Annotated in this window: 1 protein-coding gene (running past one end of the window); it reads left to right on the top strand. The window is 49.2% G+C overall.

What is annotated here, in order from left to right; translation table 11 throughout:
• Positions 1-21,728, top strand: the 3' portion of a protein-coding gene (locus tag EHS89_RS08925) for a DUF4347 domain-containing protein (RefSeq protein ID WP_124925806.1). 15,961 nt of this gene lie to the left of the window's left edge; 21,728 of the gene's 37,689 nt are visible here — the last part of the coding sequence; the start codon falls outside the window, past its left edge; its stop codon occupies positions 21,726-21,728.
• Positions 21,729-21,731 lie beyond the last annotated feature (3 nt).

Consider the following 21,731-nt stretch of genomic DNA (forward strand, 5'->3'; position numbering starts at 1 on the left):
TAAAAGATCTGAATGATGCGGCTAATACTCGTTTTGCCGCTGAAGATGCTGCCCCTGAGCCGATTATTTTCGGCCTTAATGACGAAGACCGGGGCGATCACTACGCAGCCGGTGCTGAAGTAGAAAATCTGATTGATGCCAGCGGTAATCAGATCTTTGAAAATGCCCGGCTGACCGGTGGCGATAGCAATAACGTATTCGTGGTTAATGACAGCGATAACTTTATTACTGTTGATGGCCAGGTCGTACCTCATACCACGACTACTAATGGTGTCACAACCAATGTTACGCCATGGACCGGAATGGTTATTCTGGATAACCGTGGCAGTGATGGTGATGATGATGATAATGAGTATTATCTGATTACGTTAAAAGGGAATGGTGAGCCGGGTACCGGTGCCAGTTACTTTATTGAGGATAATGGCGGTACCAGCGGTTTTGATGAAACCTATGTGTTCGGTACTGATGGTATTGATAAATTCTCCCTTAATGCGGCTGGCGGTGGCGTAGGTGTTGTCTCTTCAGGTGACTTCTTTGCCGGTAATACGGTTGATGGCACAGGCCTGTTCCCATATAAAGTGAGCAGTGTTACCGCTGATCCAGATTTTGCTTCCAGTATTTTGCCAACTTCGTCAAACCCTGACCCTGAGCGGAGCACCAAAATACAGATTCAGTCTACGCTGAGTTTGAACGACTTACGGATTGTCAGAGGTGTGACCGATGTCACTGCCACTGTGCTAACGCATATCACCTCAACCGGCGGTGTTAATACGGCTAACTGGACACTGACCGCAGATGATCCGAATGAAATAGCCAATCCTGCTAATGGATTCATGGAAGCGGGGATTACCTGGAAGGTTTCTCTGGGGGGCGTTGTCTATAGCTATACCACTATGGAAGGTGATACTGATGCTTCGGTAGCGGCTCAGTTTGAGCATCTGATTCAGGGGAGTAATCCTGACCGCGAAGATGTGAAATTCTCATCGGTTGAGCGGTTAACGCTGCGTACCTTTGGTGAAGCAGACGAGATTCTGGTCAACGATACGGCCATACAAACTATTATTGAAACCGGTGCTGGTGCAGACAGTATTACCATCGGTTCTGTGCCACAGATTCCAGACCGGGGTAATGCTGATCTGGAAAATGTTTCGGGTATTCCGATTGCCGATATCAAGCATATGAGTAAAGGTAACTCTGCAGAGTTATCTGTCTATGGCGGCACCGGAGATGATCAGTTTGAGGTCAACCATAACTCTGCAGAAGTCTTTCTGTATGGTGAAGAAAATGACGATACCTTTATCGTAAATACCTTCCTGGTATTGAACGATGATCTCGAAAACCCAGGCTCTATTTCTAACCTGACCAAACTGTTTGGTGGTACGGGCTCAAATCGTTATGTTTACCTGCAAAATGCACCGGTCAATATCTTCGGTGGTTCCGGTGTTGATACCGTTGTTATTAATGGTACTGCGATCGCTGATACCTTTGTTATTACTGAAAAATTTGTTGCTGGTGCGGGTCGGTTAACCTTCTTCTCGGGCATTGAAAAGCTGGAAGTGAATGCGGGTGGCGGTGATGATGAAATCTACGTGCTGGCAGCGCCGGCACATCTGGAAGTTACTGTTCGGGGCGGTACCGGTGATGATCAGATCCATCTGGGTGGTGATCATCCAACGCTGTTCTTTGATCCACCAGAGTTTATCTATCAGCCGCCTTCGTTCTTCGTCCAGGATCTGCCGTATATTGAATTTAATGTGCTGCAATATGATCCATCGCGGGTGTACAGGCACATCAATTTCTGGAGTGATTCGGATGCGTGGGATTTGTTCCGTGGCGATGTTAATGGTGTAGTTGGCTATGTTGAGCGACAAGTAACCGGTTGGGTGAATAGCTGGTACCAGCTGAATAAAGATCGCTGGCGCTATATCGATGTTCGCTATGAGGGTGGTTTAGATGGCTTAATCTCCGATACTCTTCAGACCATTCAGTGGAACTTCTCCTGGGGACACTGGTGGAGATTTGATCCGTATATCGATTTTTCTTTCGATATGCCTATGGTTAATGTTGAATACGGACAAGAAGTTACACCGCCATTGCGCCAGGTAACGCCTCCTCAGGTAACCGTTGACCCTGATCCGTTTGCTTTGAAGATTGATGCGGTTCATACCCTGGAAGATATTCAGGGTCGGATACTGGTTGATGATGCATCCGGTGATGATACTCTGATTGTTCATAGCAGTGAGAGTCAGGCATTAGAAGGTGGTTTGATAAATGCGAGCTACCTGAATATAGCCCGGGCTGATGATTCGCCGTTGACCCAGTCAATAACACTGACCGGAAGCAATCTGGGCAGTCAAAGCCCTGTTATCAGCAATCTGGGTACCAAGGTTGAAATCCTTCTGCCTGAGGGCGAGGTCCTAGCCGGTGACTCCTGGACTTTGAATGTCGATGGTAATGAATTCACTTACATCTCAAATGTTGATGATGGACTGAATTCAGCGGCTGTAGTGAAAAATTTCGCACAACAGGTAGCCAGCCGTATTGGTGCAACCTGGACTGCTCAGGATAAAGCCTTCTACAACCTGCAAGGGTTGGGGCTGCGACAGGGCAGTGTGAATGGTAATCCATTTAACGGCGTGTTAGTCGGCGGTGTGGATGAGATTGACGTTCGCCTGAGTCAGTATGATGACGAATTTACCCTGGATATCTGGCAGATTGGCGATACGCCAACAGATGTGCAACTAGTATTGAATGCGGGTGCTGATCAGGTTAGCGTTAAAGCGCTTTCTGGTGTAACCAACATCCTGGGTGGTACCGGTAGCGATACTGTAACGGTTGCTAATGATCGTCAGGTGATTGACGAAATAGTGGCGAATCTTACCTTTGATGGCGATGGCTCTATTGTAGAGCTGTCTTCCGCGATTGTTTATCACTCAGATACTCATGATGCGATTCTCGATGCAGTACCTTCAGTATTTGTAAATACTGTGGGAGGCGTTATAAACCAGCAATATAAAGAGGCTATTCTCGATAATTCCCGTACCTCTCACCTGACTATTCTGAAAAGCGCAGCAGGTGCTATGCCTGTTATTGGTTCGCTGGGTACTGGTATTGAGTTCCTTAACCGCCCTGTTGGTCAGCTCTGGTCAGATTCTGTCGTGTCATTACAGGGATCTGTGATTGTCGGTGATGAGTGGACTCTGCGTCTGGATGGTGCTGATTATACCTATACCGTTCAGAGCGGAGTGACGACCCTTCAGCAAGTGGTAGCGGGTCTGATCGACAGAGTCAATCTGCTAAGTTCAGCCTATAGCGTGAGTGTTAATACTGACGATTCTACGGCGCTTAACGTTAGCAGGGTCGATAACCAACCGTTTACGGTTCAGATGATTCGCGGCTTGAATGTCGCGGCAACACTGGGCGGCACGCTATACAGTAGCTTTGTTCAGTTAGAGTTGAAAGGTGATGTTAACGGGCAGACCTGGAGCGTACAGGTCGGTAGTTCAACCTATACAGGTACTGGCTCAACGCTGCAGCAGATTGCTGCATCCCTGAAAACTCAGATCGATAGTGCCGGTATATTTACGACCCGTGTCGATCAGTATCTGGATATCTATGCAGTCACTATAGATCCGTTTACAGGTAAGCCAATTGAGGACCTTGTGCAGCGTCGTGGTGAGCAGGCTCAGGGATACGTAGCTACTGGATTCCAGCTATATGGCTATGGTCTGAAAGGTTACGATAACGCAGGCACTATTGTTATCGATCAGTCGGCGGCTAATTCGCAGTGGCTGTACGAAGATGCCATGGGTGAGCTAACGCTGACGGACTCTGGTAAGCAGGCGATTGTTCTGACTGATCAGAGCAATGCTAATGCTGTGGCTCTGTATATCTCTGAGAATGGAACCCTGACGACCAATAGTATCAGCGGTATCCAGGCTTTGCAGGTTATGGAAAACAGCAACACGGCTGTACCGCTGTATTTCAAAGATGTTATAGCCGGTGGCGCGCAAGAGCTGACAACGCTAACGTCGACTGTTCAGGCTTCCCATAGCGATGTGAAAGCCCTGCAGCATGATGCTGCGGTGCAGCTTCAATACGATCAGAACGGCAATATCGCCCTTTCTCACCCGCTGCTGAATACGGATGGTAGCTACCAGACCGGATTCCAGGTGAAGGGTTACCAACAGTATGGTTACTTTGAAAAGGATGGTGTGAAGTCGACGACCAATATCGGCGGCGGCTATGACCTGGTAACGACATTTAACGATACCTTTGCGGTTCCGCTATACGTGCGGACCGATTCTCTTGGTAATACTCAGGTAACCACCGAGAATATTGAAGATGCCAGCTTTATCGATTTCATGGATGCAGTGACGGATACCACCATCTCTCTGACAGGACAGAACCGTTCTTTCTCCGATACCGTTGATGGTAGTGGCGTTGCCCGACTTGTAATACCAACCAATAATATTATTGGTGGCCGTACCTGGACTCTGACGGTAGGTGGCACCGATACCTACACCTACGTTACCGGGTCGAACGGCGATGCACTGACCTCTTTGGCTATTGCTAAAGGGCTTGCGCTGGCGGTGAGCCAGTCGGATAAAGATTACTCGGCTAATGGCGAGATAGAATTCACCCGTGCGTATATCAAGTACAGCTGGTCCCATGGAATTGGACCGGGTTATCTGTCATTACAGGATGTTAATGATCAGCCTGTCTATACCGGCCTTGGCGTATCTTTTGATCAACAACTCTATCGTGATGCCAATGGCAATCTGACCACGGTTAATACCGGTGATGCAACTGAGTTCAGGGGTTATCAGCGGACCGATGCGGGAGCTGCGCTTTATATTAAGACAGCAGCGAATACGGCAGTTGATACGCTGACAACCGATCCGGCTCAGGGCCATCAGCAAGCTATCGTTGTGACTAATCAACAGCTCTATCTGGACAACAATGGTGCGCCAACTACGATGGCGACCAACAATCCTCAGTGGGTTGTTAACGGGGGCACTTCTGTAGGTCAGGCTTTGCATGACTTTAATGCTAATGGCTCTGTACGGGCAGATGAGACCCTTTACGCGGATACCGATGGTAATGAGACTACCCGGATCAGAAATCCATTTGTTGTAGTGGTTCAGGCTGACTCTACAGGTAACTATCCTGCAGGCTCTCTGCCGCTATACCTGGATGAAAATGGCTATAAAACAACCCAGCCAACGGCAAATAAGGCCTATGTTACGACCGATGATAATAGCGCACCGCTAATTTGGTATAACTCAAATGGCCTTGATGTTGAGACCGGTGATCCTCTGCCGGTGCCGAGAGTGGACGATAATGGCACCTCCGCAGGCACTGCGCTTTATGATACTGCCGATAATCAACAGGCGGTTATCCCTGTTGATCGTTTAGAACTCAGTGTAGCTACCCGACCTCTTGAGGTGTATCAGTCAGATGCTAATGATGCAGGTACTGATAGCTTAATCATCGATAATAGTGGCTCCAATACCGGAGCCGATGCTGATCTTGATTATGATGCTGTGACAGACACGACCACGGTTAGCGGATTTGATCCTCTGTTTAAGGGGCAGGGTCTGGAGGCGATTGAAGTCAGACTGGGTAATCAGGCTGATACTTTTGATGTCAATACAACGGCTATTACTACGACCATTCGTACCAACGGCGGAGAAGACGCTGTTACAGTCAAATCAATAAAAGCCGCTACTGCGGTCTATACCGGAAATGACAACGATACGATTAATGTTAGTAACGATGGCCAGCAACTTCAGGATATCGATGCCCCCCTGACCATAAATGCGGGTGAAGGCTTCGATATTATTAATGCGAATAATGCATTGTCGAGTTCTGATGCGCAGACGACGGCTGATGCTGCCGCAGGTCGTCTGACCTCCAACCAGCTTAGTGGTCTGGATATGGATGGCGATATTCATTACGACCAGGCTGAGGCGCTGAATCTTGTACTGGGTAGTGGTGATGATCACCTCAGCATCCTCAGTACTCATACCGGCACCACGACTGTCAGTGATGATGGCGGTAATGATGATTTTTACGTAGGTGATACAAGTAATACGCTGGCTGGTATTGATGGTCAGCTGACGATTAATACCGGTAGCGACACCGATACACTGACCCTGAAAAACCAGGGTGCAACGACAGAGCAGACGGGTACCTTAACCGATGCTCGCCTGACCGGCTTTAGCATGGCCAGCACGCTGGATTTCTCCGGCATTGATGAGATTACCCTGAATCTGGGTAGTGGCGTCGATCATTTCAACCTTGATAAGTCGATCGATGGCCAGACAAATGTCTCCACCGGTGATGGCAATGATGACATTTATATCAATGCGGTAGGTGCTCTGCTATTGGATAGCGGCGCTGATAATGACGAAATTAATATTGCCGCTGTTGGAGCCGGTTCGGTTATTAATATGGGGGCCGGCGACGATAAGGTTCGCGTAAACTTTGATGAAGCGGGCAATCAGACTTTCGTTAATGGTATTGCCGGTGAGTTGTCAATCGATGGTAATACCGGTAGCGATCTCTATGAGATCGGCCTGGCCGGGGCGGGTAACTCACTGATAGATATTGATGACAGTGGCAGTAAGACAGCTGAGAACGATCCAGGTGTCGATAATATGTATATCTACGGCACCGATAATGAAGATGTCTTTATGTTCCGTCCGGGAGCTATCTCTGCACTGTCTGTCGATGCCAGTGGTAATCAGATTCCTGACCAGATTGAGCGGGTAAATTACAACAGCGGTATTAATGGCTCTGTTGCTGTGTATGGCCGGGAAAGTAACGATACCTTTGTGTTCGACTCCACCAGTTCCAAGATTACCGCTTTTGGTGATGCCGGCGACGATACCTTCCAGATTGGTCAGATGTTTAAGTCGAAACGTGCGGCTAATGCCGGTTTAGAAGAGGACGATCAGTTTAATACGACGTCGACGACACAAGGTGAACTGAGTGACGGGGTTAACCACTCAACTTCACTCTATGGTGGTATCGGTAATGATAGTTTCACGGTTTATCATAATGAAGATGACCTCTGGATGTATGGTGATGAAGATGATGATACCTTCATTGTCCGCGCCTTCGTTAAGGTTAATCCGAACGATACCAAAGCACCGATCACTAACCTGAATGGTGGTCAGGGTGCTGACTTTATCTCCTATACCCTGAATGCACCGGTCAATATTGAAGGTGGTGATGGCTATGACACGCTGACGGTGATCGGTACCGAATTTGCCGATAAATTTGTAGTTTCAGCTGAAGGTGTTTACGGCGCCGGACTGTTTGTCCAGTACAACGGTCTGGAAAAAGTTACTGTCGATGCGATGGAGGGTAACGATACCTTCTACATCGATAGCACCAGCGAGCACGTTGAACTTGAACTGATTGGTGGCATGGGTAGCGATACCTTCAATACGGCAGGTGGTGAGGTTGGCGACAATATCACGGTCGTCAGTAATGACCTTAAAGGTCACAGCGGCATTATTGATACTCAGGTAGAGGGGCAGGCGCAGAGCTATCAAGAGCTCTGGATGCAAAATCTGATTGCCAATGTTTATGACAATGAAGAAGCCGGCGTAGTGATTCGTCCTCTGCAGGGGGGGGCGTTACGGGTGTTTGAGGATGAGGATAATGATCCGTCGAACCTGATCAGCAACCAGTATGAAGTATTTCTGACTAAGGCTCCGAAGAGCGATGTACGGATTACCGCTGCAGCAGTGCCATTGAGTGAAAAGGACCGTGAGGCGGGTGCCCAGAGCATAACCCTCAACGGAAGCGAGTCCGGTGCCAATCTGTTCTTTACGCAGCAGAACTGGTTTATCCCTCAGACAGTGACTATTGCTGCTATCGATGACAGTGCCGCTGAAGGCCTGCGCACCATTAATATTCAGCACAGTGTGACTGAGGGCGCGACTGATAGCGATGCGGAAGAATATGACCGCCTGGCGGTGACTACCCTGTCTGTTGATGTGGTGGATGACGATAAGGCGCAGATCGTCATTATCGAGCCTGATGGTCAGACCCGTATCGCCGAGTCCAGCGGGTTGGGAGGGGCAGCTAAAGATGATTACTATATTGTACTGAGTCAGAAGCCTGATGCCGATGTTGTGGTAACTGTGGCGCTCGATAGCACGCAGATGAGCGCTAATACCACCACTCTTACCTTTACTGACTCAGACTGGTTTACACCTAAGAAAATTGAACTGACCGCCAGCGGTGACAATGTCATTGAGGGTACTCATTTCAGTCGTATTACCCATACGGTCAGCAGTACAGATGCTAAGTTCAATGGCCAGCTGTTGAATCAGGTGGATGTCGAGATCAATGATAATCAGCCTGGGGTGCTGGTGACCTCTACCGATGGCTCTATCGATGTGGTTGAACCCACCACTACAGTGGTTATGGGTGATGGTCAGGCAGTCGGAGCCTCTTCAGAGGAGATTCTCCGGGAGTTGCCCAACGGCGTTATTACGGTAGCGAATGTTAATTCAAGTGATGCTTCCAGTGCCAGCATGACCCTGAGTTTTACCACCCCTTATTTCTGGCAGGAATCCTATCTTGCACTGTATGGCCCGGTTTCTGATATAGCGGTTACCAGCGGCAACGGACTCTTTAGCCAGTCGTCGAGCGATATTGCTCTGGATTTCTATCATCAGCTAAGTGACTGGGCGATAGCTAACAGTTTTGAACTTGAGGTTAAGGGTAATGAACTGATTTTCTCCGGCTCAGGTGATATTGCATCGCTGCAGCGAAATCTTCAGGCATATTCAAATGTTCTACAGGATCTGGAGTATGAGAAACAGACCCAATACGGTGCAGACATTACGCTTTCTGAGAAAGTCGTTGATGATTCTGTGGATGAATTGTGGAATATCAGTCTGATATATGGCGATACTAATATCAGTGTCAGCTATGCAATGGGGTCGACTGATTCTTTGGCTGATATTGCGAACCAGCTGGTGACTAAGCTAAGAACTGCAGGCGTAGAAGTTACTTACACTACGGACACTGAGACGTTCAAAGTCATTACACCAATTACACCAGAAGTGTTTGTCAGTGTTGAGGGCAATACTTATAAAGTGACACAGGTTAGCGGTACTTTTGGTAACTCTGTTAGCAATGAGGTAGATGATAACGATTCTGCTAAATACGCCATGGACCTGGATCTGTATCGGTGGAGTACCACAACCACCCCTGAAATTGTTGATCCTGTTAATACACCGCATATCACCGTTAAAGCGACCGGTGATGATACCCGTGATTATTTCAAAGTTAATGTCACTCAGCAGATGCTGGACGATAATGGCGGCGCAATTGATCTGACCGTCGATATCGATCATGGCTTTGAATACGATGCTAGTCGTGGCACCGAGTGGTATGAGCGATATGACCAGATCTGGTGGAACAGTGCACTGGAGTTGTATAAGTACGATGAAACCGCCGATCCATCGGCGGAGCTGAAGCGGGTGGATGCAGGTTACCATGATGCCAATTACAATGTCGGTGGCACCGGAAGTAGTACCTGGCTGGATGACTATCTGACTCATCAGATAAATCAGGCGGGTACCTATGTTATTCAGGTGTCTAATGCCTGGTGGTCATGGAACGGGACTACCGGCGTCCCGGAGGGTGTGGATTATGACCTGCATGTTTCGATGGAAGGACATAAAGTTGATTCGCTAAACTTTACACCGCAGTCTGTGCATGACACCGAAACTAATAATTCGCTTGGCGATGCTCAGGATGTTGATTCAGCCGCCAACTGGTACAACATATATGACCAGAACATTGGTAGCGATACCGTCGACTCTTCTATCCCCTATGTGAAGATTCAGGGCACCGGTGATGGATCTGAAGATCTGTATAGCTTCAGGATTGACGACGCGATGCTTAGATCTGAAGCGGGTAACGTGTTGAGTCCGGCTCTGGGTGATACCTTCTATACCGATCTGACTATTGCATTCAAAGACCAGGTGCCAGTTGCCGGAGATGTATGGGAGCTTGTGCTTAACGGTACAGGTTATAGTTATGATGTGCAGGCAAACGATACCCTTGACCTGTTGATAGCCGGTCTGCAAAACGCTGTAACAGGCTCCAGTAATACGCTGGCACCGGATACCACAGACTGGGTTATCAACAACGCGTTACATACACTGAATATTAAGGATGATAACGGTGTCACTGTTGCTCTGAATCGCATCGTTTCAGCGTCGGGCTCTGCCGATCAGGGCACCGGTTACGCAGCTGGGAAACTGTTCAGTTCAGCGAGTCTTGATTTCTCTGCAGTTAATAAGCAAAAAGTTCTGGAGGGCAGCCGCTGGGAAATCACCCTCGGTCAGGAGACCATCAGCTATGAGGTGCAGGGCACTGATCTGGACACGGCTAATAGCGAGATAAACAAGGCGCTGGTGGGTCTGAAGAGCGAAATTATTAAATCAGCTGATTTTGCCGATGCAGATGTAACCGTTGACGGTAAAAAGCTGATCGTCAAGCGTACTGACGGAACTGGCTTTGCTCTCAGCTTTGAGGTGGATAACAGCCGCGTAACTAAGGGTGTACAGCACAGCGGCCTGATCGTTCCTGCAGTAACAGGTATTGCCGATTCTACGGATCACACCGAGATTCAATGGACCACTGCTGAACTTACCCTGACGGGCACGCCTCAGGTGGGTGAAGTATGGGCGGTAACAGTAACCGATTCAGCGGGTAACACAGATACCTTCGAACGTAAGGTAACAACTACCGATGCCGGTAAGGCGGATGTTCTGGCTGAGGTCGTCAAGAAACTCAAGCAGGATGCTAACGGTAACAACAAGTTTGATCTGTCAAACAGTGGTGACAAACTAACGGTTGATCTGGATTCAAGCAATTCTGCGAGTACCTTCACTGTCTCTTTCGCTGTCACACCGGCACCGGTTGCTGAGGCGAGTACGATCAATAACACTAACAGTACGGTTGCTACCTGGACCACTGTAGCGATGCCGGTGACTGATGATATCGCTACCGGTGATGTCTGGACTCTGAGCCTGGATGGTGACAGCTACACCTACGTTGTAGTGTCTACCGATGTTCGAAGTGATGTGGGCACTGCATTTACCACACCTGACTCAGCGGCACAGGACACTGGAAATAACTCGATCAGTGGTTATGATATTAGTTTTGCCAACGGTGAACTGCTGATTGCCAAGAGTGATGGCAGTGATTTTACAGCGAATACCGTTGCACTTTCTATGCTGAGTGCTGGGCAGGTTACAACTGATACAAGTGCCTCTTCTGAATCGACTAGTGCTTTCTCTGCAATAACCGTTGATTTTGGCACTATCGCTAAGAGTGACACTATATCAATTGTTCTGGATGGCGCTACCTATAGCCATCAACGGGCGGCTACCGGCGAAACTGAGGCTGAAGCGCTACAGAATCTGCTGAATAAGATTCCGGGTGTCTCTCCGGTGGCAAACACTGACTTCACAGCGACTATAGACGTTGGTACGACGACGGCTACTATTGGCTTGGGAGCGGACAGTTCTCTGATTGCATTTACTGCAATTGCAACACATGTAGCCGCTGATGTAACAACCACTACAGCAGGCACTGGCACTCCCCCTGGCCCCGGCATAACTACCACTACCCCTGGAGCAACAACCAATCTAACGGTAAATAAAGCTACGGGAGCCGAGACTGTATACAGTGAGGTTAAAGTTGATCTGACTGGCTCAACGGTTCGCACCGGTGAACAGTGGGCATTTGTGCTTAACGGTACTAGTGTTCCGATTACGGCTGCCAGTAATGATCTCCAACTTGTAGGTGAGCAGTTACGAGCAGCACTTACTGGAGGAGATATTACAGCGACGTTCGATGCCAACAATGTATTTACCATAACAACCACGGCAACAGGGCTCACTGTCGGTGACTTAACCGTTACTGACTTCTATAGCCATACTGAGACTTTCTCTGCTACCGACGGTGATAATGTTGCTAAGTCAGGCACTACACTGGCGATAGATCTGAGTGGTAGCACCGTTACTGCAGGTGATACCTGGACGATCACGTTGACGGATACTAATGGTGCCCACGCTGTGAGTACTGTTGCCGGTACGGACCTGGCTGCTATTGCGTCAGGCTTTAGTGAGACAGATTACACATTTAACTTTTATCCCATTAATGATGAGTTGGTTGTAACCAATACAGCTGATAATGCATTTAGCTATGAGCTGACGACCACCGCGCCTGCAGTGCCAACAGATGTTACTGTGGAAGGCGGAGTGGTCTCCTCTACCAGCAACGCGTTAACCCTGAGTGCAACCAGTCTTCAGGCAGGTGATATCTGGGCTATCACGGTGAATGGTTCCAATATCAGCTACACCGTTACTGGTGATCTGACTGAAGACATTATTGCTGGTTTTGCCGCTAAACTTCAGGCTCATAATGATATAACCACGGCCACCCCGAACGGTAACGAAATTGTTATTGTCGGTGATGTGTCGCTGGGTACGTTAAAACTGATTCGTAGCAATGACTGGCTGAGCCGGACAAACACCAGTCAGAGCACTGCTGACCACTACTCTGACTCGGTTACTGTTGCACTTGATCAGAGTGCGCCGGTGACGGTGGGTGATGTCTGGACATTAACGGTTCATGGTGAGGCGCTGACTTATACCGTTCAGGACGGCGATGATCTGGCTGATATTGCCGACGAGCTTAAAAAGAAGGTCACCTCTGTTACCGCCACCGCTCTGGGTAATAAAATTACGCTGACCGGTTTGCAAGGCTCTAGTGTTGGTATAGGCCGGGGTGATGGCTTCGTTGAAGCACTGTTTGATCTTGATTTTGCCAATTCAAAAGTGTGGGGATACAGCTATGATAATGGCGACGGCACTTATTCTGACTATCGACTCAAATCAACCCACAACCTCGACGTGTTCCATAAAGATCTGGCGGGCAATGTCACTGACCTGTCTCAGGCTCCGACTCCAACGCAGCAGGATCAGGGTAGTGATGCTCAGGATCCATTCGAAGGATACCGTTTCGATCAGGCAGGTACTTACTATGTGAAGGTTAGCAGTTCGAATGAGTGGATGGATCGGACGTTAGTTACCGACTATGGTTTCTCCGATTTCGCCGGTGGTGTCTGGGCGGGTATGGATTACCAGCTGAATATGAGTGTAGAGAACCATGCGTTTAACCAGAATGCTGTTTCACTGGTGGGTAAAACGCTGACGATTACCGATGGTCTTGGCGAGGGGCAGAGTTCTAAGATACTGGGGTATGACGGTGCGACCGGTGTTTACCAACTGGAAAACACCAGCATCACACTTGATAGCACCAGTATTTACGATATCAGCTACCTGATGGAAGATGAGTTCAACACTTACAATACTGAGGGTGAGGGAGATTCCTTTAATCTGGTATTGCAGGCTCAACCCGCTGTAGGAGAAATCGTTCGCGTGGACCTGGTTCCTCAGTTGACACCGACCTACAACGCTAAATATGCCTTCGACGAAACTCAGAATAATGGCGAGCATAATAATGTTCAGGTTGAAGTGGCCGCCCGTAAACTGGCGATCGCTTTTGATACCGGTATAGCAGCGGGTAGTACCTGGTCGCTGACGCTGCAGGATGAGGTATTAATCGGCACCGTGCCTGCAGATACATCGACTTTGGCGTCGAAGGTACAGGAGGCCATAGAGGCGGTTGAGATAAATGTTCAGGCGGTCTATACGGTTGTTAATGAAAGAGGTGTGTTACATGTTTCCATGGTCACCGACACCGATACATTCCTGGCGCATGGCGCAAGCAGCGGCATAACACTGACGCCTTATGCAGAATTCACCCGTGATAACTGGTCTGATGCACAAACTGTCTATGTGACAGCCGTTGATGATGATATCGCTGATGGTAGTGATGCCCAGGTATTTGCTGGTCTGGATCAGCGCATCAATACGCTGCGTGGCCCTGTTACTATCAATGGTGGTGAGCGATTGGATGCTGACCGCTATCTGAATAACCCGTTCATGCTGCCTGGCGAGACCAACTGGTATGTTCCTGACGGCACTATTACCGCAGCGGATACCAGTAATTCCAAAGCGACGCTAACCCATACCGGAGTAACACATGTAGATCCAAGAGGTGGTGACACTGATGGCTTCGATACCCGGTTGAATGACTTCCCGTATGAGTTTTATGTTATTTCAGGTGATGCTGCCGGTACAGTGATGCAGGTTGCAAGTGTCTCCGGTGATACCGTGACCTTTACTGAAGACTGGCCTGCAGGTATGAAGCCTGTGGCGGGTGATGACTATTATTATCGTCCGGTGAATCTCAACCAGAGGGTTGTTGAAGCGGATCAGGTGGATGTACTGAACCTGTTTAATGGCAATGACCCGACCCATAGCAGCGGTACTCTGAGTAGTACTCATATCGGTGGTTTTGGTATGGCTGACGAGGCGGTTATCGGTGACAAGACACTGGTTGGCGGTATTCACTATAGCGATCTGGAAGAGATCAGTTTTGATCTGGGTCAGGGTGATAACAGCCTGACTATTGAGTCGACCCATACCGGCATTACTCATATTACCGGGGGTAAAGGTGTAGACGAAGTGCGAGTAGAAACCATATCCGGTCAGACCATTGTTGAACTGGGTAAAGGTAATGACAAACTCATCGTTTCTAATACCCAACAGCAAGTTGATGAAATCGCTGCATTGCTGGCCTTTGATGGTGGTGCCGATCAGGATACGGTTGAAATTGATGATCGCGGAGATATGGATAATGCTGATGGTTATCTGACCGACAAGTCTGTGACGGGTCTGGATATGCCGTCGTCCGCAGAAGTTCAGACACTCAAAGTACAAGGCGGAAGTGGCAGCTATATGCTGAAGCTTGATGGCTATGGTACCGAGTCCGGGCTGGCTGCCAGCAGCAATGTAGAGCGCCATGATGGATTTGCGCTGATCAGCGTTGACCTGACGGCGGATAGCCGTGCGATTGCTGCTCTGCTTAATACGGCGATGGGTGTCACCTCCGGCGTGGCGGTGTCAGAAAGAGAGGGTGTCTTTACACTGACCTTTGGTGGTGATCTGGCCGGCGTTGATATTGCCCAGCTAGAGTGGGCTTATAAGGTTGATGTGGCCAGTATTCCGGTCGTTTTAACCTATCAGCAGCCAGCCAATGCTATTGCAGCAGTAATTGCGACGGCGCTGGGCGCAGATGAGGCTGATGTGAGTGTGCGCCGTGATATAGATGGCATTATTGAGGTCACTTTCAGCGGTGCGCTGGCAAGCAATGAAACGGAGCAATGGGATCAGCGGGCGGCTTCGCTTACTGGTCTGACCGCAGCACAAGAGTCATCTGCGAACCTGAGTGTAATCACAGTTGCAGAAGGCGGCGTGGTACAGAGTGATTCCAATGTACAATTGTTGACGGTGAGTAACCTGGCCGTTGGCTCTACTTACACCCTGACGGTGTTGGGCAAGACGACCGGTCCGATCGCCTATAATGCATCGGCTGCTGATCTGCTTGCCGCACTGAATCCTATTCTGAACAAGAATAATACCGATCCGGATCTGCCGCATACTGATAATGTATCGGTATTTGAACTGGGTGGTGATCTGGCGATTATTCTCAAAGGGGAGCATGTTAACGCTGAAATCTCTGTTGATGGATATACCTCACAAACCGGTGAGGTAACGCTGGAAACCAGCGCTGCGGGTATCAACTACTACAACACGGAAACGCTGAATATCCGCCTGGGTGATCAGAAAGATAGCTTCAACGTACGTTCCACCGCAGCGAATACTCAAACCAACCTTTATGCAGGAATGGGTGATGATGCGATCTATGTCGGCTCCGATGTCGATAGCGATCTGATACTGGGTGATACGGCTCATGGTACTTTGGCAGGGATTAAAGGTGTACTGAATCTGTATGCCGGCGACGATTCAAATGAACTTTATGTAAGTGATTTTGATGCCACAGTAGGTGTGACTGCCGGTGTTATTACTGCAGATAGCATCACCGGATTCTCAGGTGGTGATATCAATTACTCTGCGACAGGCGATTTCGATAAGGGTCTTGGCATTTGGGCCGGTAAAGGGAGTGACGTCGTTGAGGTACAAAGCGTTATAACCGGTAGCGATAACCAGACGGTGACCACAGTCTATGGTAATGAAGGTAGTGACCAGATAACAGTCACGGCCAGTGATGACCTGAATAATCCTGCACATGCGGCACTACCGACCGGTGAACGCCGTTTGGATATCTTCGGTCAGGCAGACGATGACATTATTGATGCTTCATCAGCTCAGCTTGCTATCCGTGTCCGTGGTGGTGATGGCGATGATCAGATTACCGGTGGTGAGGGAGATGATCGAATCTTTGGTCAGCTAGGCCAGGATACCCTCGAGGGTGGTGCCGGTAACGATATGCTTGTCGGCGATACTGTGACCGATATCTCAGCCACTCTGCCCGCCGCTGAATGGATCGATGTGATCAGAGGCGGCTCTGGAGATGATGATATCTTTGGTGGCCGTGGAGACGATATCCTGTTTGGCGATAACGGTAAGTTGTTAAACAGTAACGATCAGGAATTGTTGGCCAGTCAGGTTGCTCAGATGGTTAAGATTGTCTCTGCCGATGCAGTTACTGATGGTAAAGACAAGATCGACGGTGAAGAGGGGGCAGACCGCATTATGGGCGGCCTGGGTAACGATGAAATCACCGATCTGAGCGGTGATAATCTGGTTATTGGTGATCTGGGTACCATCGATTACAGCACTGGCTTCATCGATATGAAGGCGGAGGGTCTGCTGGGTGGTAACGATAAAATTTTCCTGGCGGATGGCAATGTTATCGCGTTGGGTGGTCTCGGTAATGATCAGATAAAGTCAACGGCGACTACGGAGTTAACGTCTGCTGAGCAACAGGCCTATCGTCGCATCCTGATGGGTGATGAAGGCTCTGTTACCTACCGTGATAATGCCGGCGATGAACAGCTGAATGTTACTAGTACTACCCAGGCTGGTGGCAACGATATCATTGAGATCAGTGGTGCTCACAGTGATGATCTGAACATCATCGTAGCGGGTACCAATGCGAGTGGCGTGGACGATATAACAACCACTGGCAACAGTACTGACCTGGTACTGGGTGATAATGGCCTGCTGCAGCTGACTGATGGTGAGCTGGATTATATACAATCCAGTGATTCAGGCTTGGGCGGGCAGGATAATATCCGTCTGGCTGATGGTGATAAAACGGTTATTGCCGGTATGGGTGACGATCAGATCACTATCGATGCTTCCGTTACGGTGGCTGAAGCGAATCGCCGTATAGTAATGGGCGATGAAGGTTCGGTCACTTACGCCGATGTAAATGGAGCTGAACAGCTGGATATCACCAGCACCAGTATTCAGGGTGGTAACGATATCATTCAGATAGATGGTGAAAATGGTGATGATCTCAATATCGTTGTAGCCGGTACTAATGACGCGGACAGCACAGATGGTATTGATCAGGTAACTATCAACGGTAACAGTACCGATCTGGTACTGGGTGATAATGGCCTGCTGCAACTTATTGCCGGTCAGCTGCACTTTATGTGCAGTATTAATCCGGGCCAGGGTGGCACAGACCATATTACGCTGGAGGCAGGTGATAAAACCGTCATTGCCGGTATCGGTGATGACCGTGTGACCATCACCGGTGGTGCCGATGAAGGCCATAGCCGGACAGTACTGGGTGATGAAGGTTCGGTCACTTATTCGACGATTAGCAGCCCTGAACGATTGAATGTCGCCAGCCTTCCGACTGCAGGTGGTAACGATACAATTCTGATTACGGGTAACCACAGCGATGATTTGAATATCATTGTTGCCGGTACTAATGATGCGGACTCTGATGGTGGCATCGATAGAGTCACCACCACCGGTAGTAGTACTGATCTGGTACTGGGTGATAGCGGTATGGTGCAGCTGACCGGAGGTCAGTTAGATTCTATACAAACTTCGGGTAGTGGGACTGGCAACGACGGTGAAGATCATATCAATCTTCAGTCTGGCTATAAGACGGTTATAGCCGGGGCGGGTGATGATGATGTGATAGTCACTGCCGCAGTTGCAGCGGCGACTATTGCCGCAGCCAATCGACGCACGGTACTGGGGGATGAAGGATCGGTTAACTATAACCAGCTCAATGGTCAGCTGAATATAGTGGGCACCGATACTGCTGGCGGTGATGATTTTATACAGTTGGCGAGTTTGCATAATGATGATCTCAACATCATTGTTGCAGGATCGAACACCGTCGTCGGTACTGATTTCATTACAACCACTGGTAGTAGCACAGATTTAATACTGGGCGATAACGGTGAGCTACAGCTAACTAACTGGCAGTTGGATTATCTACAAACAGGCCAGACAAATAATGGCGGAATCGATGATATCCGTCTGGCAGACGGCGATAAGACAGTAATAGGTGGGGCTTCTGCAGATTTGATCATTGTCCACGCTGCTGAGAATCAGGCGGCTGAGCGGCGGATAATCAGTGATGAAGGTTCAGTCACCCTGTCTGATACCCCCGCTGGTGAAAAACTGGTAATGACCAGTACCTCAACCGAAGCGGGTGACGATTCGGTAAATATCAGTGGTGCTAACGATGACGATCATAATCTGGTAATCGCAGGTAGCGGCAGCGATTATGTTGAGATCAATGCTGTTGTCGGTAAAGGTGATACATCGACGCCAACCGCTTACGCAAGCAGCGATATTGTGCTAGGTGATAACGGTACGATTATCCGCACCGATGGCAAGCTTAACGCTATTGTCAGTACTGCAACTACATTCGGTGGTAATGATGATATCGATCTGGGTGACGGCGATAAGACTGTGATTGCCGGTTTCGGTGCTGACTTTGTCGATGCCGGTACAGGTAATCACCAGGTGATTGGTGATAACGGCGAGCTGAGTTATACCGATGGTAAACTGGCTAAGATGACCAGCACGGTAGAGGCTGATGGTGGTGCTCTGGGTGGAGTCGACACTATTACTCTGGCAGATGGTGAAAACCAGATTATTGCCGGTGTTGGTAACGATCAGATTACGACGGCTGATGGTACCGACCATATTATTGCCGATAACGGTAATCTGGTATTTGATGCTGATACCCAGATTCTCCGCAGTGCTAATAGCGTAGAAAACAACCTGGGTGGAAACGATACCCTCAATCTTGGCAATGCGGATGATGGCGAAATCAAAGCTGTGATCGGCGGTATCGGCAGGGACACAATAACAGCCGGTAATGGTGACCACCACGTGTTAGGTGATCAGGGCAGCCTGATTTATCAGACTGATGGCATCCTGCAGCAAGCGCTGAATAAGGCTACTGAGGGTGATGTTGACACTATAAGTCTGAATGTCCGTGGTGAGGGTAATAATGTCGTCATTGCCGGCGCAGCCGGAGATATTGTTACTACCGGTAACGGTGAAGACTACCTGCTGGGTGATCATGGTGAGCTGAACTTTGTAAACGGTATTATCACTTCGGGTCGCAGTACTGATACTACCGAGGGCGACGGCGATACGCTGACTTTAGGCGACGGCGATAAACTGGTGATCGGTGGTTTCGGCGGCGATACCATTAAAGCGGGTAACGGCAATAACCGGGTGCTGGGTGGTAATGGTGAGCTGCAGTTTACCGGTGGTATTCTACGCACTATCGATACCCAGGATAAGACAGCGGCAACCGGCGGTATAGATGACATCACTCTGGGTAACGGCAAGCATATTGTTATGGGTGGTACCCATGGCGATAGTATCGAATCAGGTACCGGCAACGCGATCCTGATCGGTGATAATGGTACTGCAACCTTCGATGCTGATGGTAAACGGATTCAGGTTATTAGCGAACTGAGCACTCTGGGCGGCGACGATACTATCATCGCTGCAGGTGGTGATAACCTGGTTCTGGGTGGTGTCGGTAATGACGACATTGCAACGGGGGCGGGTGCAGACCGGGTGTTCGGTGATAACGGTCAGCTGGATTACAAGGATGGCATTCTTAACCGAATCTCGACGACCGATGTAACAGCGTCAACGGGTGGAGTGGATATCATCGAAGCTGGCGACGGCGACAATATAGTATTTGGTGGTACCGATGGCGACGATATCGATTCCGGAACCGGCAACAGCATTCTGATGGGTGATAACGGTTTTGTGCAATTGAATGATGCTGGCGACCAGCGGGTACAGGCGGTTAGTGAACTGAGCACTCTGGGCGGTGATGACGATATCAATGCCCGAGGTGGTCATAACCTTGCGTTCGGTAGTGTGGGTGACGATCGTATTGAAACGGCTGACGGCGATGATGTTATCTTCGGTGATAACGGCGTCGTTGATTATGCTGATGGCATGGCTGATCATTACTACACAACTGATACCTCGATGGAAACCTCCGGTGATGATGACCTGATTGGTGGAGCTGGCGATGATCTTATCTTCGGTGGCCTGGGTAATGAAACTATCTATGCCGGTGCCGGTGACGATAAAGTGGTCGGCGATCTGGGTGAGGCGTACTACAACACTGATGATGACGATCCTTTAACACTGGATCGGGTATTCAGTAAGAACTCTGATATTGGCGGTGCTGATGAGCTTCATGGCGGAGCCGGTGACGATACTGTTATCGGTGGTGCACAGGGAGACAACCTGTTTGGCGATGCCGGCGACGATTTTATCTCTGGTGATGGAGGTCTGGCTATCTATATGAATGGCCGACTCGTCAGTGCCGAGGCTTCTGAACTCTTTATTGGGGGAGACGATATCCTCAACGGTGGTGCCGATAATGACTTTGTGTTCGGTGGTTTTGGCGGAGACCTATTCTACGGCAGCTTGTCTGAAGATGTTCTGATCGGTGAATATGGCCGTGTTTTGATAGAAAGTAATCCGGACGGCTCACCAAAAGGCCTGTTTGTGATACGTCTGGGACAGGGTAGTCTTGATCTGTTCGCCAGAACTCAGTTTGGTTTGTATAACAATAAGCTAACGGGTACAGGCATTACGTTGTTGAGTGCCTTTACACCATTGAGCTCAATTGGCCTGCAGACTGATGAAAACGGCAGACTGACAACGGCAGACAGTAATCGCCATCATAGTAGTGGCCTGAGCGGTAGTTCGGTGACAACCGGAGATATTCTGAGTTCTCTTCCCGCAACAGCAGCAGGTGAGAGTAATACCAATACTGAGGAAGCAGAGCAGGAAACTTGCTACAGCGATCAGGGGATGAGTGTTGAATGTCCTGAAGGAATTCAGACTGAAGGTGCTGAAACAGAGGCTCAGGAAACGGTGCCTGCGGATGCAGAAACTCAGACTGGTGAACAACCGCTTGAAACTGAAGCGGTTGACGGGCAACCTGAACTTCAGGATGAAGAGACCGAAGAATCTGCCCCGGCTAAGCTGGAAAGCAATGCAGGTACGGCTGCAGCGATTGCGGCACTGGCCGGTTGGAAGCTGGCCAGCGGTGATCGTACCGGTGCCTCTAAACTGACTGCTAAAGGCTTTAGTGAGCTGCGCCATCAGCAGCGTCGGGTGCAGCGTTGGGACGATGTGAAGCAGTGCTTCGTTGAATCTGAAGAGAAAAAATCTGTGACCAGTAGTGACTGGGAACAGGCAGTTAAGAACATTAAGAAACACTGATAA

The sequence above is a fragment of the Amphritea balenae genome (genome assembly GCF_003858655.1).
Classification (GTDB): domain Bacteria; phylum Pseudomonadota; class Gammaproteobacteria; order Pseudomonadales; family Balneatricaceae; genus Amphritea; species Amphritea balenae.